This window comes from Pseudomonas sp. S3E12, assembly GCF_001702295.1.
In the GTDB taxonomy this organism is placed as follows: Bacteria; Pseudomonadota; Gammaproteobacteria; order Pseudomonadales; family Pseudomonadaceae; genus Aquipseudomonas; species Aquipseudomonas marginalis.
The window spans coordinates 807,553-823,672 of record NZ_MBDT01000005.1 but is presented as its reverse complement, the minus strand read 5'-3'; the positions used below and the strand labels follow the sequence as shown (position 1 = coordinate 823,672).

At 62.6% G+C, this 16,120-nt stretch carries 15 protein-coding genes, 1 tRNA gene and 1 riboswitch; of the genes, 13 read left to right on the top strand and 3 right to left on the bottom strand.

What is annotated here, in order from left to right; translation table 11 throughout:
• The first annotated feature begins 147 nt into the window (after window positions 1-147).
• The 12 genes from BB029_RS08610 (at window position 148) to BB029_RS08555 (ending at window position 12,760) form a co-directional block, all read left to right on the top strand.
• Window positions 148-1,770 (top strand): methyl-accepting chemotaxis protein, encoded by a 1,623-nt coding sequence (locus BB029_RS08610; protein ID WP_065938876.1) that lies wholly within the window; start codon window positions 148-150, stop codon window positions 1,768-1,770.
• Window positions 1,771-1,938: 168 nt separating this feature from the next.
• A riboswitch (guanidine-I (ykkC/yxkD leader) is annotated at window positions 1,939-2,040 on the top strand.
• A 60-nt stretch (window positions 2,041-2,100) separates the two neighbouring features.
• Window positions 2,101-3,168: a putative urea ABC transporter substrate-binding protein gene (locus BB029_RS08605; RefSeq protein ID WP_065938875.1), complete on the top strand. Its 1,068-nt coding sequence runs from the start codon at window positions 2,101-2,103 to the stop codon at window positions 3,166-3,168.
• A 12-nt stretch (window positions 3,169-3,180) separates the two neighbouring features.
• A complete protein-coding gene (locus BB029_RS08600; RefSeq protein ID WP_027604335.1) occupies window positions 3,181-3,996 on the top strand; it encodes an ABC transporter permease in 816 nt (271 codons plus the stop codon).
• On the top strand, window positions 3,993-4,757 hold the full coding sequence (locus BB029_RS08595) for an ABC transporter ATP-binding protein (protein WP_065938874.1): 765 nt from the start codon (window positions 3,993-3,995) through the stop codon (window positions 4,755-4,757). The genes BB029_RS08600 and BB029_RS08595 overlap by 4 nt, the downstream gene beginning before the upstream one ends.
• A complete protein-coding gene (locus BB029_RS08590; protein ID WP_065938873.1) occupies window positions 4,754-5,479 on the top strand; it encodes an urea amidolyase associated protein UAAP1 in 726 nt (241 codons plus the stop codon). Before BB029_RS08595 ends, BB029_RS08590 begins: the two co-directional genes overlap by 4 nt.
• Before the next feature lie 9 nt (window positions 5,480-5,488).
• Window positions 5,489-6,118, top strand: a complete 630-nt coding sequence (locus BB029_RS08585; protein ID WP_065938872.1) for an urea amidolyase associated protein UAAP2 — start codon at window positions 5,489-5,491, stop codon at window positions 6,116-6,118.
• Between the two features lie 163 nt (window positions 6,119-6,281).
• Window positions 6,282-9,887, top strand: a complete 3,606-nt coding sequence (gene uca, locus BB029_RS08580) for an urea carboxylase (RefSeq protein ID WP_065938871.1) — start codon at window positions 6,282-6,284, stop codon at window positions 9,885-9,887.
• 47 nt (window positions 9,888-9,934) lie between these two features.
• Complete coding sequence (locus BB029_RS08575; RefSeq protein WP_065938870.1) at window positions 9,935-10,141, top strand: cysteine-rich CWC family protein; 207 nt, start codon at window positions 9,935-9,937, stop codon at window positions 10,139-10,141.
• Window positions 10,131-10,823 (top strand): pseudouridine synthase, encoded by a 693-nt coding sequence (locus tag BB029_RS08570; RefSeq protein WP_065938869.1) that lies wholly within the window; start codon window positions 10,131-10,133, stop codon window positions 10,821-10,823. Before BB029_RS08575 ends, BB029_RS08570 begins: the two co-directional genes overlap by 11 nt.
• Window positions 10,824-11,127: 304 nt before the next feature.
• Entirely contained in the window at window positions 11,128-12,012 is an 885-nt protein-coding gene (locus tag BB029_RS08565) for an alpha/beta fold hydrolase (RefSeq protein ID WP_027604342.1), read from the top strand.
• Between the two features lie 110 nt (window positions 12,013-12,122).
• Window positions 12,123-12,196 (top strand) — tRNA-Gly (locus tag BB029_RS08560).
• Between the two features lie 258 nt (window positions 12,197-12,454).
• On the top strand, window positions 12,455-12,760 hold the full coding sequence (locus tag BB029_RS08555) for a DUF6482 family protein (RefSeq protein WP_065938868.1): 306 nt from the start codon (window positions 12,455-12,457) through the stop codon (window positions 12,758-12,760).
• 68 nt (window positions 12,761-12,828) lie between these two features.
• On the opposite strand, the gene BB029_RS08550 is transcribed toward BB029_RS08555, so the two are convergent.
• The gene (locus BB029_RS08550; RefSeq protein ID WP_027604347.1) at window positions 12,829-13,068 is read right to left on the bottom strand and encodes a DUF6124 family protein; all 240 of its coding nucleotides are present in this window, start codon (window positions 13,066-13,068) and stop codon (window positions 12,829-12,831) included.
• Window positions 13,069-13,493: 425 nt separating this feature from the next.
• On the opposite strand from BB029_RS08550, the gene BB029_RS33460 reads away from it, so the two are divergent.
• Window positions 13,494-13,736, top strand: coding sequence for a DNA-binding protein (locus BB029_RS33460; RefSeq protein ID WP_051429321.1), 243 nt, complete (start codon window positions 13,494-13,496; stop codon window positions 13,734-13,736).
• 5 nt (window positions 13,737-13,741) lie between these two features.
• Here BB029_RS33460 and BB029_RS08540 read toward each other — a convergent pair whose 3' ends face one another.
• On the bottom strand, window positions 13,742-14,932 hold the full coding sequence (locus BB029_RS08540; RefSeq protein WP_065938867.1) for an MFS transporter: 1,191 nt from the start codon (window positions 14,930-14,932) through the stop codon (window positions 13,742-13,744).
• Window positions 14,929-16,092 carry an MFS transporter gene (locus BB029_RS08535; protein WP_065938866.1) on the bottom strand — a complete coding sequence of 388 codons (1,164 nt, stop codon included), beginning with the start codon at window positions 16,090-16,092 and terminating at the stop codon, window positions 14,929-14,931. Before BB029_RS08535 ends, BB029_RS08540 begins: the two co-directional genes overlap by 4 nt.
• Window positions 16,093-16,120: the final 28 nt, after the last annotated feature.

Sequence of the window (16,120 nt, the reverse complement as noted above, 5' to 3'; positions counted from 1 at the left end):
TAGTTTGAAACATGTGTGTAACCGTCATGAACAGGGCTTTTTTGTACGAACTGAAACTTTCCGGATTTGCATGATGTCATTACGACATCGCACAATGCCAGGGAGGCTCTAGCGCGAGCTTCCTCCCCTCATCCCCGGATTCCAGTCATGAAGATTTCAACCAAACTGCTGCTCTCATTTGTATTGTGCGCGTTCATCACCCTCGTCGTGGGCGCCTTGGGTATCAAGGGCGTGACACGGCTGGCTTCGGCGCTTGAACTGACCTTCTCGAACAACCTGGTCTCGGTGAGCAATACCGCCGCCACCCTCAATGGCATGGTCGCCCACAACCGTGGCCTGTATCGCCTGGTGGATGCCAGCAATGGCGATGTGGCCCAGCAGGACCGCGAACGCGTGCGCCAGGACATCGCCAACGAACTCAAACGCAGCCAGACCGCCTACGCCATTTATCGCGCCACACCGCTGGAAGATGACGAACGGGCAGCCGGCGACAAGTTCGACCAGATCTGGCCCACCTACGTCAGTAACTCCGAAGGCATCATCGCGATGCTCGATGCCGGCCAGCTTGCGCAAGCCCGTACGCAGCTCAACACCAGTAACAATGAACTGTTCCGCCAGGCACGTGAGCTGATTCGCGTGATGGTCGACTCCAATAACCGCCAGATCAAGGAAGGTGCCGCCGCCGCCGACGAGCTGCGCAACAGCGCGATGACCTGGATGATTGCCGGCATCGTGCTGGCTTTCATCATTGCAATCATCATTGGCGTGCTGATCACGCGGCTCATCACCCGCCCCATCGCCCAGGCGGTGGAAGGCGCGCAGCGCATTGCCAAAGGCGACCTGACCCAAGCCATCGTTACCAACCGCACCGACGAAGCCGGGCAACTGTTGATGGCGTTGTCCGATATGCAGGGCGGCCTGAAAAACACCCTGGTGGAAATCGCCAACGCTTCCGACCAGCTCGCGTCGGCCGCCGAAGAGCTGAGCGCGGTCACCGACGAAAGCAGCCGTAGCCTGACCCGCCAGAACGACGAGATCCAGCAAGCCGCCACCGCCGTCAACCAGATGACCGCAGCGGTCGACGAAGTGGCGAGCAACGCCGTGTCGACCTCCGAGGCGTCGCGCCAGGCCACCACCGAAGCCGAGGACGGCCGCCAGCAGGTGGAGCAGGCCGTGTCGGGCATGTCATCGATGGTGGTCGAGATCAACGATTCGACCCAATCGGTCGCCGACCTCGCCGGCCAGGTGCGTGAAATCGGCAAGGTGATCGATGTGATCCGCGGCATTGCCGACCAGACCAACCTGCTGGCCCTCAATGCCGCCATCGAAGCTGCCCGAGCCGGTGAACAAGGCCGTGGTTTTGCGGTGGTGGCCGATGAGGTGCGGGCGCTGGCCCACCGCACCCAGACCTCCACGGTCGACATCGAGAAGATGATCGGTGAAGTCCAGGCCGGTGCCGATGGCGCTGTGGCCGCCATGAACAAAAGCCTGACCTGGGCCAACAACACCCAGACCCTGGCGCAAAATGCCGGCCAGGCGCTGGAGCGCATCACCGCCAGCGTGGCCAGCATCAACGAGCGCAACCTGGTGATCGCCTCGGCGTCCGAGGAACAGGCCCAGGTGGCCCGCGAAGTGGATCGCAACCTGCTCAACATCCAGGACCTGTCCACCCAGACCGCCGCCGGTGCGCACCAGACCAACGCCTCCAGCCAGGACCTGTCGCTCCTGGCCACCTCGTTCAATGTGCTGGTCAGCAAGTTCCAGCTGTAAGCGCCTCATAGCAGTGCGCCGACGCACCCGCGTGGCGCACAACGCCCTCTTCTATACCCTCCTCTCCCGCCAGCCCGGCTGAACCGCCGGGCATCGAAGCCACTTGGCACGACTCTCGCTTTGTCTCTTGCGTGCAGGATTCATCACAGGTTCGCGGCACCACAATTTGCAATGGCCGACTAGGGTTCCGGCTCGCCGAAAGCGAGTGGCTGGTCCGAGAGTTGGCGACCTCCAGTTGAGGTTACACGGCGGGATAAAAGCCCGGGAGACAAGCCACCGCTCACGGTGCCGCGTTGCTCCTGCTCGCCCTTGATCAACTGGAGAAGCCCCATGCCCTCAATCCGTTTACCCGCCCTGCTCGCCGTCGTCTTTGCCGCCGTGCTGAGCGTCCAGGCCCAAGCCGCCCCCAAAAAACACTTCAGCGTGTGCTGGACGATCTACGCCGGCTGGATGCCGTGGGAGTACGCCGGCAGCCAAGGCATCCTCGACAAGTGGGCGAAGAAATACGGCATCACCATCGACATGGTGCAGCTCAACGACTACGTCGAATCCATCAACCAATACACCGCCGGCCAGTTCGACGGCTGCACCATGACCAACATGGACGCCCTGACCATCCCCGCCGCCGGTGGCGTGGACAGCACCGCGCTGGTGGTCAGCGACTTCTCCAACGGCAACGACGGCGTGGTGATCAAGGGCGCCGGCAAGACTGTGGCCGACCTCAAGGGTATGAACGTCAACCTGGTGGAACTCTCGGTGTCCCACTACCTGCTGGCCCGCGCGCTGGAGTCGGCGGACTTGACGGAAAAAGACTTGAAGGTGGTCAACACCTCCGATGCCGACATCGCGGCGGCCTTCAATACCGACCAGGTCCAGGCGGTCACCACCTGGAACCCGATGCTCTCGGAGATCAAGGCCAAGCCTGGGGTGAGCCAGGTGTTCGACTCCAGCAAAGTGCCCGGCGAAATCATGGACATGATGGTGGTCAACACCCAGGTCCTCAAAGACAACCCCAAGCTGGGTAAAGCGCTGACCGGCGCCTGGTTCGAAGTGGTCGCGCTGATGAACGCCAAGGGCCCCGCCAGCACCGCAGCCCTCGAACATATGGCCAAGGCCTCCGGCACGGATCTCAAGGGTTTCCAGTCGCAACTGGACACTACCAAGCTGTTCGTCACGCCCCAGGAAGCCCTGGCCTTCGCCACCAGCCCACAGTTGCCCGCCACCATGGGCAAAGTCGCCGAGTTCTCGTTTAAACACGGCCTGCTGGGTGAAGGCGCCAAGGACGCCAGCGCCGTGGGCATGCGCTTCGCCAACGGTGTGACCAGCGGCGACAAGGCCAACCTCAAGCTGCAGTTCGACCCCAGCTACGTACAGATGGCCGCCGACGGCAAGCTGTAAGAGGACCCGGCCATGCGCCTGATCAACCGTCACCCGGACCGCTCCAGCCGCCTGCTGTTGGTGCTGCTGCCGTTCGCCCTGCTGCTGTTCGCCTACTTCGTGGGCTCGGCCGAGCGCCTGGCGGACAACCCCAACGACAAGCTGCTGCCCGGTGCCGGGCAAATGCTTGACGCGGTAAAGCGCCTGGCCTTCAACGCCGACACCCGCACCGGCGAATACGTGCTGTGGCAGGACAGCGCCGCCAGCCTGCGGCGCCTCGCCATCGGCCTGGGGATCAGCGCCCTCGCCGGCCTGTGCCTGGGGATCGCCGCCGGCACGCTGCCGCTGTTTGGCGCGCCGCTGTCACCGTTGCTGACGGTGCTGTCGATGGTGCCACCGCTGGCGATCCTGCCGATCCTGTTCATCGTGTTCGGGCTGGGGGAATTGTCCAAGGTGATGCTGATCGTCATCGGAGTCACCCCGTGCCTGGCCCGAGACCTGGAACAGCGCGCGCGGGAAATTCCGGTCGAGCTGCTGGTGAAAGCGCAGACCCTCGGCGCCTCCACCTGGACCCTGATGCTGCGTGTGGTATTGCCGCAATTGCTGCCGCGCCTGTTGATCTCGCTGCGGCTGATGCTCGGCTCGGCGTGGTTGTTTTTGATCGCCGCCGAAGCCATCGCCTCCACCGACGGTTTGGGCTACCGGATCTTCCTGGTACGACGCTACCTGGCGATGGACGTGATCCTGCCTTACGTGGTGTGGATCACGCTGCTGGCGTGGCTGATGGACTGGGGCCTCAAGGCCCTGACCCGGCGTGCGTTCCCCTGGTACGAAGGAGCGCGGGCATGAGCTTTATCAGCGTCAATAATGTGTGGCAGCGCTATGGCGACCAAGTGGTGCTCGAAGGCCTCAACCTGCAGGTCGCCGAGGGTGAATTCTGCACGCTAGTGGGCACGTCCGGCTGTGGCAAGTCGACGTTCCTGCGCTTGCTGCTGGGCCAGGAAATCGCAAGCAAGGGTCAGATCCTGCTGGACGGCCAGGCCCTCGCCGCCGAGCCGGATGCCAGCCGTGGCGTGGTGTTCCAGCGCTATTCGGTGTTCCCACATCTGACTGTGCTCGACAACGTCGCCCTCGGCCTGGAACTGCCACGTTCTCGCCTGCTGGGCCGGCTGTTCGGTAAAGCCAGGAAGGACGCTCGCGAACAGGCTGCCGTGCTGCTGCACAAGGTCGGCCTCGGCCACGCCCTGGACAAGTACCCCGCGCAGCTCTCCGGCGGCATGCAACAACGCCTGGCCATCGCCCAGGCCCTGATCATGAAACCCCGCGTGTTGCTGCTGGACGAACCCTTCGGCGCCCTCGACCCGGGCATTCGCAAAGACATGCACCAACTGCTGCTGGAACTGTGGCGCGAAACCCGGCTGACGGTGTTCATGGTCACCCATGACCTGAGCGAAGGCTTCAGCCTCGGCACGCGCCTGCTGGTGTTCGACAAGGTTCGCGTCGATCCCCACGCCCCCGGCGCCTATGGCGCACGCATCACCTACGACATCCCTTTGAACAGCGAACGCCGCAAGGCGCTCGCCGCCGAACTTGGAGCCACGTCCAAATGACCGATTCCACCCAACTGTTCCCACCCTTCGCCGAAGAAATGCTGCCCGGTGGCGGCCACCGTTCGTTCGTGCTCAAGCGCGGCCAACTGCTGCGCCTGACCGACCTGCGCGGCGGCGCCAACGTCAGCCTGACCCTGCTCAACGCCAACGAAAAAACCGAGCGCCTGAACCTGCCCGACAGCCTCAAATGCCAACACACCGCCAAGCTCACCACCGGCCATTGCCTGTACTCGGACATGGGCCGCGTGCTGGCCGCGATCACCGCCGACACCTGCGGCTGGAGCGACAGCATCGGCGGCGTGCTGTGCGCCGCCGAAGTCGCCGAGAAATACGGCCAGGGCCGCTATCAGGAACTGCGCAATGGCTTCTTCCGCAACGGCACCGACAACCTGTTGGTGGAGTTGGGCAAGTGGGGCCTGGGCCTGTCCGACCTGCTGATGACCCTCAACCTGTTCAGCAAAGTCACGGTGGACAGCGACGGTGGCCTGCACTTTGTACCGGGTAATTCCAGGGCCGGCGACTACATCGAACTCTATGCGCCGATGGACACCCTGGTGGTGCTCACTGCACTGCAACACCCCATGGACCCGAACCCGCAATACGCCCCGCAACCGCTGAAACTGAGCTGGATGAACGCCGACAAAAGCGTCGCAGAACACTGCCGCACCTCTCGCCCGGAAAACGAGCGCGGCTTTATCAACACCGACCGCCTGTTCGCCTGAGGAGCTGCCATGTCTATCGCACTGAAACAACCGGACGCGGCCGTGTACCGCGCAACCATCCCCGCCGGCGAACCGTGGCTGATGGAGGTCAAGGCCGGGCAGACCCTGCGCATCCTCGACCTGGAGGGCAACCAGGCCGTCGACACGTTGTTCTACAGCGTGAAAACCCCCCGTGAGCGCTACGACGTGCAGCGCACGTTGCGCCGGCAGAACAGCGTGTACCTGGGCATCGGCAGCGTGCTGTATTCCAACCTCGGCCAGCCGATGCTGACCATCGTCGATGACACCTGCGGGCGCCACGACACCCTCGGCGGCGCCTGCGCCCAAGAGAGCAACACCGTGCGCTACGCCCTGGAAAAACGCTACATGCACAGCTGCCGCGACAACTACCTGCGCGCCTGTGCCCACGACGGCCGCCTGGGCAAAGGCGACATCGGACCGAACATTAATTTCTTCATGAATGTGCCAGTGACGGCCGACGGCGGGCTGACCTTCGAAGACGGCATTTCCGCCCCCGGCAAGTACGTCGACCTGCGCGCCGAGATGGATGTGATCGTGCTGATCTCCAACTGCCCGCAGTTGAACAACCCATGCAACGCCTACAACCCCACCCCTGCGGAGCTGCTGGTATGGAACTGAAACTCAAGCGCCTGCGCCGTTGGCTGTTTGCCCTGTGCCAATCCCGAGCCGGGCAGTGCATCCGCAATCAATAGCGCGCCGATGTGGGATCCACACTGACTGCACGCACTGCGGACGACCGCAGTGCTCCCCCACTTTGCGGGACGGCCCGCAGGGTTTTGCCATGTTCGAAAAACTGTTGATCGCCAACCGTGGCGCCATCGCCTGCCGCATCCTGCGCACCTTGCGCGAGCTGCAGGTCAAGGGCATCGCCGTGTACGCCGAGGCCGATGCGGCGAGCCTGCATATCCAGCAAGCCGACGAGGCCTACAGCATCGGTGAAGGCGCAGCGGCCAGTACGTACCTGGCGGTGGACAAAATCCTCGCCACCGCCAAGGCCTGTGGGGCCAAGGCGATCCATCCCGGCTACGGCTTCCTGTCGGAGAACGCAGCGTTTGCCGAAGCCTGTGAAAACGCGGGCATCGCCTTTGTCGGGCCGACGCCGCAACAGCTGCGGGTATTCGGCCTCAAGCACACCGCCCGCGCCTTGGCCAAGCAACACAAGATCCCGCTGCTGGAAGGCACCGAACTGCTCGACAGCCTCGCCTCTGCGTTGCTGGCCGCCGACGCCGTGGGCTACCCGGTGATGCTCAAAAGCACCGCCGGCGGTGGCGGTATCGGCATGCGCGTATGCCGCAGCAGCGTGGAGTTGAGCGAGTCCTTCGAGGCGGTCAAACGCCTGGGGCAGAACAATTTCAGCGATGCCGGCGTGTTTATCGAGAAGTACATCGAGCACGCACGCCACCTGGAAGTGCAGGTGTTCGGCGACGGCGCCGGTGAAGTGATCGCCCTCGGCGTGCGCGACTGCTCGGTGCAACGGCGCAACCAGAAAGTCCTCGAAGAAACCCCGGCGCCGAACCTGCCCGAAGGCATGGCCGACGCCCTGTGCGCCGCCGCCATCACCCTGGCCAAGGCCGTGAACTACCGCAGCGCCGGCACCGTGGAATTTATCTATGACAGCGCTGACGGGCGCTTCTACTTCCTCGAAGTGAACACGCGCTTGCAGGTGGAACACGGCGTCACCGAACAGGTATGGGGCGTGGACCTGGTGCGCTGGATGGTGCAACTGGCGGCCGGGGAAATGCCGCCGCTGAACACACTCGAGTTAACCCCCCGGGGCCACGCGATCCAGGCGCGCCTGTATGCCGAAGACCCGGGCCGCGATTTCCAGCCCAGCCCCGGCTTGCTGACCTGTGTGGATTTCCCGCTGGCCGAAGGCCTGCGGATCGACACCTGGGTGGAAGCCGGCTGCGAGATCCCGCCGTACTTCGACCCGATGATCGCCAAGCTCATCACCTGGGCGCCCACCCGCGAACAGGCGCGCCTGGATCTGCACCGGGCGTTGAGTGACAGCCGGTTGTACGGCGTGGAAACCAACCGCGATTACCTGCGCCAAATCCTGCTGGCCGCGCCCTTTGCCAATGGCCGGCCGTGGACGCGGTGCCTGGAAGACCTGGTCTACGTGGCCAACACGTTTGAAGTGATCAGCGCAGGCACCCAAACCAGCGTGCAGGACTATCCCGGCCGCCTCGGCTACTGGGCCGTGGGCGTGCCGCCGTCGGGGCCGATGGACAGCCGCGCGCTGCGCGTGGGTAATCGCCTGCTGGGCAACGACGAGGGAGCAGCGGCGCTGGAAATCACCCTGAGCGGGCCGCTGCTGCGCTTCAATTGCGCGGCGGTGGTCGCCGTGACCGGCGCTGAAATCCCGCTGCGGTTGAATGATCGAGCCGTGCCAATGAACACCGCGTTGTTGATTGAGGCCGGGTCGGTCCTGAGCCTGGGCACCCTCGCCGGCGCCGGGGCGCGCAGTTACCTGTGCCTGCGTGGCGGGCTGCAAGTCCCGGACTACCTGGGCAGCAAAAGCACCTTCACCCTCGGCCAGTTTGGCGGGCATGGCGGGCGCGCCTTGCGAGCGGGCGATGTGTTGCATCTGTTGCCGTTGGAAGACCGGAACGCCGGGCAACAATCAGTCGCTGAACCGCTGCCGGAGGTCCGCACACTGCGGGTGATTTATGGCCCCCACGGCGCGCCGGAATACTTCCTGCCGGCGTACATCGACACGTTCTTCGCCACGCAGTGGGAAGTGCATTTCAACTCCAGCCGCACCGGTGTTCGGCTGATCGGGCCCAAGCCATTGTGGGCGCGTACCGATGGCGGTGAAGCGGGGCTGCATCCATCGAACATCCATGACAACCCCTATGCCATCGGCGCCGTGGATTTCACCGGTGACATGCCGGTGATCCTGGGACCGGACGGGCCGAGCCTGGGCGGTTTCGTATGCCCGGTGACGGTGATCGAGGCGGACCTTTGGCAACTCGGCCAGCTCAAGGCCGGTGACAAGATTCGCTTTGAACCGGTGGACCTCAAGACCGCCCGCGACCTTGCCCTGAACTGGGATCAAAAGGATGCCGAAACCCTGTGGGAGCAGAGCTTGCTCGCGATGGGATCAACTCGGTCAGCCGCCCGCATCGAGCAATTGGCATCCCCCATCATCCTGGACATCGGCCACGCCGACACCCGCCTGGTCGCGCGCCTCGCCGGCGACACCCACCTGCTGCTGGAAATCGGCGCGCCGGAACTGGACCTGGTGCTGCGCTTTCGCGCCCATGCCCTGATGCAGGCCCTGGAAACCCGAGCGCTGAAGGGCGTGATCGACCTGACGCCCGGGATCCGCTCGTTGCAGATCCACTACCAGCCGGAACAACTGCCCCTCGCCGACCTGATCGCACTGATCAGCCACGAGTGGACCGCCGTGTGCACCCGGCAAAACCTGCAAGTGCCCTCGCGCATCGTGCACCTGCCGCTGTCCTGGGACGACCCGGCGTGCCAGCTGGCCATCGAAAAATACATGACCACCGTGCGCAAGGACGCCCCGTGGTGCCCGAGCAATCTGGAGTTCATCCGTCGCATCAACGACCTGGCCAACCTCGATGACGTGCGCCACACCGTGTTCGACGCCAGCTACCTGGTGATGGGCCTGGGCGACGTCTACCTCGGCGCGCCGGTGGCCACGCCGCTGGACCCGCGTCATCGCCTGGTGACCACCAAATACAACCCGGCCCGCACCTGGACCGCCGAAAATTCGGTGGGCATCGGCGGGGCGTATTTGTGCGTGTACGGCATGGAAGGGCCCGGCGGTTATCAGTTTGTCGGGCGCACCTTGCAGATGTGGAACCGCTATCGCGAAGTGGCGGCGTTTGACGGCAAGCCGTGGCTGCTGCGCTTCTTCGATCAGATTCGGTTCTATCCCGTGAGCGCGGATGAACTGGTACGGATTCGTCGGGATTTCCCCCTGGGACGCTTCGAACTGAGCATTGAGCAAAGCACGCTGAACCTGGCGGATTACCAAGGGTTTCTTACGCGGGAAGCCGCGAGCATCGGCGCGTTTCGTGAGCACCAGCAGCACGCCTTCAATGCCGAGCGCGAACGCTGGATCGCCAGCGGCCAGGCGCATTTCGACAGCGAAGAACTCGCGGCGCCAGCGGCGCAAGACACGCCGCTCAAGGCCAATGAATACAGCATCGACAGCCCTATCGCCGGCAACCTCTGGCAGGTGCCGGTGGCCGTGGGTGCGCGTGTTGCCGCCGGGGATATGCTGGTGATTCTGGAGTCGATGAAAATGGAGATCCCGGTGCTGGCGCCCTTTGCCGGGGTGGTGCGGGAAATCCCGGTGCAGCCGGGCAGCGGCATTGGCGCCGGCCAACGGGTCGTGGTGCTGGAACGGGACTGACCGGCGCTGTATCGTGCAGGGACTTCCGAGGCCCTGCCCCAGCGACCATGACCACGCCAACCCTTTGCCCCGCCTGCGGTGCCCGCAACGATTGCACCCTGGCCGACCCACGCACCGCCGACCAGCCGTGCTGGTGCTACAGCGTCACCATCGACCCGGCGGTGCTTGAAGCGCTGCCCGATGCATTGCGCAACACGGCCTGCCTGTGCCCGCGCTGTGCTCAGGTGGATGAGCAGCTTCGCAATGCGCGTTGACCGTTTCCTCAGCAACCTGCCGCGTTTCAATCGCCAGCAAGTGCGCGTGTTGCTGGTGGAGCGGCGGGTGACGGTGGATGGCACGGCAGTCAGCGACCCACATCATGAAGTGCGCGAATTCAGCCGCGTGTGCGTGGACGATGACGTACTGCAGGCGGGTAAAGCGGCGCGCTACTTCATGCTGCACAAACCCCAGGGCTGCGTCAGCGCGACCTCGGACCCGCAACACCCGACCGTCCTGGACCTGCTGGATGAGCCGGACAAAGGCGAGCTGCATATCGCCGGTCGCCTGGATTTCAACACCACCGGCCTGATGCTGATCACCAACGACGGCCAGTGGTCGCGGCGCCTGACGCAACCGCAGACCAAGTTGCCCAAGGTCTATCGGGTAGAAACGGAGCAGGACATCGGCCCCGAATACGCGGCAACCTTTGCAGCGGGCCTTTATTTCGCCTTTGAAGACCTGACGACGCAACCCGCCGAGCTGGAGCTGCTGGGGCCACGCCTGGCCCGACTGAGCATCACCGAAGGCCGCTATCACCAGGTGAAGCGCATGTTCGGACACTTCAACAACAAAGTGATCGGCCTGCACCGTGAGCGAATGGGCCCATTGGAATTGGATACAGCCCTGGAGCCGGGCAAATATCGGGCGCTGTCCGAGGAAGAAATCCGACAGGTCTGACGACCGTTCGGCCGGTGATGGCAAAAACCCATTTGAGCGACTTGCGGCATCCCCGGTCTACTGCTTGAATCAAACCGTCAGCCAAATTATGACTGACGAGTCGCCTATAACCTCCAAGAAACACCTTGCCCCGCCCGCGCTTGATCTACGGGCCTCCCAGGCAAACAGCCCGCCCTGACAACAGCCGTCGGCCAGCCGTCATCGGACCGACATGGGCTCTCATCTTCCAGGCGTATGCCTACCTGTCATAAAGCTCGTGCAGAGTGATCTGCGCGCCCTACCCGCTTGCCAGGAGTCTTACGACATGAGGCCAGAAATCGCTGTGTTGGATATACAGGGTCAGTATCGGGTTTACACGGAGTTCTACCGCGCGGATGCTGCTGAAAAGACCATCATCCTGGTCAACGGCTCGCTGGCCACCACGGCCTCCTTCGCCCAAACCGTGAAAAGCCTGTACCCGCAATTCAATGTGGTTTTGTACGACCAGCCCTACGCCGGTCGCTCCAAAATCCATAACCGTCATGAGCAAATGCTGACGAAGGAAGTCGAAGGCCAGATCCTCCTGGAGCTGATCGACCACTTCGCCGCCGAGCACGTGCTGTCCTTCTCCTGGGGCGGCGCCGCCACCCTGGTGGCCCTCGCCCAGCGGCCACGGCGTGTGGAAAAGGCGGTGATCAGCTCGTTCTCGCCGGTGATCAACGCGCCGATGCGCGACTACCTCGAGCGTGGCGTCGACTACCTCGGCAACCTCGACCGCGACCGCGTCGGGCACTTGATCAACAGCACCATCGGCAAACACCTGCCGTCGCTGTTCAAGCGTTTCAACTACAAGCATGTGAGCAGCCTGGCCGAGCACGAATACGGGCAGATGCATTTTCACATCAGCCAGGTACTGCACAACGACCGCCTGTGCTACCTCAAGGCCGCGCGGCAGATCGATGTGCCGGTGCTGTTTTTGAACGGCGAATGGGACGAATACACCAGCGCCGAAGACGCCAGGCAGTTCGGGCAGTACGTGACGAAGAGCAGCTTCAGCACCATCCAGGCGACGGGGCATTTCCTGGATATGGAGCACAAGGCCGCCTGCCGGGACAGCCGGGACGCGGTGGTGGGCTTTTTGAAACCGGAACGGCAGGCCAGCCGATTGCGTTATCACCAGGGCCAGACGCAGCATGCATTCGCCATCTGAAATGAAGGCTTGCCGTGGCGAACGGACCTGCTCGCCACGGAAAGCTGCACAAATTCCGAAGAAAAACTTCAAATCCCGGCGCACATCTGGTACAAAGTCAGCCGCTCTGAGCGGGTGTCGTATAATGGCATTACTCCAGCTTCCCAAGCTGATAACGAGGGTTCGATTCCCTTCACCCGCTCCACTCAGACATAGATTCCACGCCGGCAGGGTTTTGGCGGGGAATGCATAAAAAAACCGGTCCTTGGTGGCCGGTTTTTTTATGGGTGGGATTTGAGATTCAAAAATAGAGCGCGCACAAACCTGTACAAATTTTATTTATTGTACAAGTATCATGCTTCGAGCGGCGGCACTTCGCCCCGCACCTTCGAAGAGTCAGGCCATGAGTGGGGCCAGGTCACGTTGTTTTTCGTCACCAATGAGCCCTAAGCGAGGGTTAATCATGAATATGCAAATGCTGACCGAGCTGGCCGGGAAAGGCGAAATACGTGAGCTGGAGTTGCTGTCCCTGGAGGGTGGTTTCTATATCGCTCGCGTCAGGCTGGAGCACGTCGAGGCGACGTTACTGGACGATCACGGCAAGCCGATGCGCATCGGTTCCACCACGCATTTACGCGACCTGTTGCAGCGGGTTCCGCCGTTTCCTTGCGTACTGGTGCAGCACTGCGTTCACGATGAAATGTGCGGTACGCGTGAAGGGCCTATCGGTGCGTTGCGCATTCCGTTTTCGCTGGCGGCGACACTGTAAATCCTGGCTCCCCTCCCCCGTGGTATGGGCGGCCTGGGAAGGCAAGCCGTTTACACCGTACGGATGACCTACGCGGCTCGGTCCACGCGGTCCTGAACAGCCTCGACCAGCAGCAGGCCCAGTTCAATCATCTGCTGAATGGCCAGGGCCAGGTAGCGCTGTTGGGAGGGCAGGCTTTCAACGAACTCGTGGGTCATGGCACCTGCACCGGCGATGGTTTCGTAGGCGTTGGCGAGCAGCGCTTGAGTGTCGATTTCGGGACGGACGCTGAACAGTTTTACGGATGGATTGCATGAGTCAGTACACATCTGTTGATCCTCGGTAAGGACCACCACCCACAGGGTAAGGGTGGCAGCTGTACGCAGGTTAGTAGACCGGGAAGTTCTTAGAACCGGCGCGCTCGAAAGCGCCCTGCATACAGCTACCGTCAAGCACGGGCACTAAAGTGCCTAACTCAACGAACAGCTACACGCCAAGAACTATATCGGGCTACTAAACCCGACCGCTGATGAGCAGCGGCTGACGAACCTTAAAGAGGTCGTCCAAGGCGCACAACTCGGACGAGTCTGATCGTTGTGTGGGAAATGCCGCAAGGTTCAGACCCATGCTCGAAGCGTGAAGAAATCGAAGCTTTTGGCAACAAATAGCCGTTGAAGAACGTTTGAATTCAACCTACCACTCACATCATTGTCCATGGCCCCAGCCCACCAGAAATGCATACGCAGGTTTGATCATGACTCAGCCATTGACCGCTTTCGATATTGTTGACCTGCTCGACAGCCAGGAAGCCATCCACGAATACCTTTCTCAGGTTATTGCAGAGGGTGATAAATCAGAGTTCCTAAGGGCTGTCGATTTTGCGGCCAAAGCCCGTGAGAAAATTCGGGCAGAACTGGCGATGGTTGAGTCCAGCCGAGAACCTCAGCCGTTCGACTCCGTAGCATTTAAGCAAAAAATTCCAAGTACCCGAGAGTGAGCCTTTTAAGCCTCAACCCCACTCCTCTGCACCACCCACGCCAACGGCAACGTCACCCCCAACATCCCCGCCAACACCATCACCGCCACCGGCACGCCCAGCACATCCCCCACTGCACCAAACACCACCGGCGCCAACGCGCCACCGCCAATCGTGCCGGTGTAGAACAGCGCAAACGCCTGCTCGCGCTTGCCCGCGCCGGCAAGGTCGGGCACGGCGCCGTACAGCACCGAGGAGGTGCCATTAAGCACCAGGCCCAACAGCGGCAGCATCACCATCAACCCGTTGAGCGGCAGGTACACCGCCGCCACGATCAGCACTGCAGTGCTGGTTTCCGTGATCCATACGGTCTTCATCATGCCGATGCGCGCGCCGAGGTAGCCGCAGAACAGTTTGCCGAAGGCACCACCGATGAACAGCAAGGTAAGGGCGAGGCCGATGCCAGCAGTACCGGCGCCCTTGGCTTGCAGCAGGAACGGCAGGAAAGTGAGAAATCCCATGCGCACGGCGCTGTCGAGGGTGCCGGTGAGGATCAGCGCGTGCAGGCCCGTGGCGGAGCCGCTACCCCTGAGGGGCTTGGCTGTTTTTGCGGCGGTGGATTCGGATGCTTGAGCAGGAATCAGCCACCACAACAGCCCCGCCGCCGCCAGGCCAAGCAGGCTCAGCAACGTGGCGCTGGCCTGCCAACTGATGACGGTGAGCAGCAGCCCGACCAGACCAGGAATCAAGGTTTTGCCGATGTCGCCGGAGAAGTTGTACTGGGACAGCGCCTGCTTGACCCCACCCCCGTCCTCGTAGGCGTCGGTGATCATCGACGAGGCCAATGGATGCTGGGTGCTGGCGCCCAGGCCGCCGAGCAGCAGCGCCACCAGCAACACAGCCAGCCCTGTTGCCTGCCCCACCAACAAGTAGGCAGCACCCGCCAGCGCCGTGCCGCCCACCAGCATCGGTGTGCGGCCCCAGCGTCTGGCGGCGCGGCTGGCCAGCAATTGGAACACGGCCATCATCCCGGAATAGGCACCACGCAGCAGGCCGATCTGGGCGTAGGACAAGGCGAACTGAGCCTGCCAGACAGGCAGCAAAACGTAGATCACGTCAGTGAGCCCATCATGCACGGCATGGGCGCTGCAACCGGCGAACAAGGCGCGACGGCGCGTCGATGATTCGGGCGAAGGCACAGCGACGGTGTCGTTCATGGTGCAGGAATCAGCTCAGGTTTAAGGGGCTTCCAGCCGGTCAAGGCGATCAACAAGGTCAGCAGCTGGAAACCGATGATCAGCACCACGCACCCGACCCAGCCCCAGCGTTCCCAGATCAGCGCCGGGACAATGGCGCCGCCGCTGCCGCCCAGGTAATAACAGGTGAGATACACCCCGACAGCACCCGTCTTGTTATCGCCTGCGGTGGAAGTGATAAACCCATTGGCGGCAGCTTGGGCGAGAAACACACCGGTGGAACTGAGCGCCAGGCCCACGACGATGCACCAGAGGGAGGGCATCAGGGTCAACGCCGAACCACTGACGCCCAGCACGGCGGCGACACCCAGCAGTTGGGCATGGGGCCGGGCTTTGCTTAAGCGTCCAGCGATGGGGATCACGATCAACGCTAACAGGAACACCATGTACAGCGTCCCCAACGCCGCAGGCCCGAGGTTGAACGGCGGCAGGCCCAAGTACAAACCTGCGTAGGTAAACGCCGCGACTTGCGAAAACAACACGCAGAAGCCTACGGCGTATGCGGCCAACAGCGGCCGGCGAAATACACCTGACGAAGAGGCTTTAACCTGCACGGTCCGCGGGCGGTTGGCCGGCAACAGAAACTGGATGAATCCTCCCACCATCAAGCTCAGCACCGCGAGCACTTCAAAGGCCTCGCGCCAGCCCACATACTCGGTCATGACTCCGGTGACGAAGCGCCCGGCGAACCCGCCCAACACGGTGCCCGCGACGTAGAGACTCGTCACCTCTGTGACCGTGCCGCCGCTCCAGCGGTCGCCGATGTAGGCCACACTGGTGGCGAACAGTACCGGGATCAGCATGCCCTCGACAAAACGCCATACCAGCACTTCGGCAAAACTGTCGGCATAGGCGGTCATCAACGCCGGCACTGCCAGCAGTATCGCCGCCACGACAATCACGCTGCGTTGCTCGAAGCCGCCGGTCAGGCGACTGACGAAAGGTGCCGTGATCGCCACCGCCAGGGTGGTGACGGTGATGCTCCACCCCGCCTCCTTGGCACTGATATGAAAGTGCGCGGCAAACGTCTGGAGGATGCTTTGGGTCGCATAGAGGTTGAGAAACGCCGCGCAGCCACACAGGAACAGGGCAAGGCGGGCACAATGCAGGCGCAGTTTCATGAAACCTCTCGTTTTATTTTGAAAGGTC

Bases quoted from the DNA above. Each gene is read 5' to 3' on its own strand.
- BB029_RS08590 (WP_065938873.1), top strand. From the start codon at position 4,754: ATGACCGATTCCACCCAACTGTTCCCACCCTTCGCCGAAGAAATGCTG.
- BB029_RS08600 (WP_027604335.1), top strand. From the start codon at position 3,181: ATGCGCCTGATCAACCGTCACCCGGACCGCTCCAGCCGCCTGCTGTTG.
- BB029_RS08570 (WP_065938869.1), top strand. From the start codon at position 10,131: ATGCGCGTTGACCGTTTCCTCAGCAACCTGCCGCGTTTCAATCGCCAG.
- BB029_RS08610 (WP_065938876.1), top strand. From the start codon at position 148: ATGAAGATTTCAACCAAACTGCTGCTCTCATTTGTATTGTGCGCGTTC.
- uca (WP_065938871.1), top strand. From the start codon at position 6,282: ATGTTCGAAAAACTGTTGATCGCCAACCGTGGCGCCATCGCCTGCCGC.
- BB029_RS08595 (WP_065938874.1), top strand. From the start codon at position 3,993: ATGAGCTTTATCAGCGTCAATAATGTGTGGCAGCGCTATGGCGACCAA.
- BB029_RS08605 (WP_065938875.1), top strand. From the start codon at position 2,101: ATGCCCTCAATCCGTTTACCCGCCCTGCTCGCCGTCGTCTTTGCCGCC.
- BB029_RS08575 (WP_065938870.1), top strand. From the start codon at position 9,935: ATGACCACGCCAACCCTTTGCCCCGCCTGCGGTGCCCGCAACGATTGC.
- BB029_RS08585 (WP_065938872.1), top strand. From the start codon at position 5,489: ATGTCTATCGCACTGAAACAACCGGACGCGGCCGTGTACCGCGCAACC.
- BB029_RS33460 (WP_051429321.1), top strand. From the start codon at position 13,494: ATGACTCAGCCATTGACCGCTTTCGATATTGTTGACCTGCTCGACAGC.
- BB029_RS08540 (WP_065938867.1), bottom strand. From the start codon at position 14,932: ATGAACGACACCGTCGCTGTGCCTTCGCCCGAATCATCGACGCGCCGT.
- BB029_RS08565 (WP_027604342.1), top strand. From the start codon at position 11,128: ATGAGGCCAGAAATCGCTGTGTTGGATATACAGGGTCAGTATCGGGTT.
- BB029_RS08550 (WP_027604347.1), bottom strand. From the start codon at position 13,068: ATGTGTACTGACTCATGCAATCCATCCGTAAAACTGTTCAGCGTCCGT.
- BB029_RS08535 (WP_065938866.1), bottom strand. From the start codon at position 16,092: ATGAAACTGCGCCTGCATTGTGCCCGCCTTGCCCTGTTCCTGTGTGGC.
- BB029_RS08555 (WP_065938868.1), top strand. From the start codon at position 12,455: ATGAATATGCAAATGCTGACCGAGCTGGCCGGGAAAGGCGAAATACGT.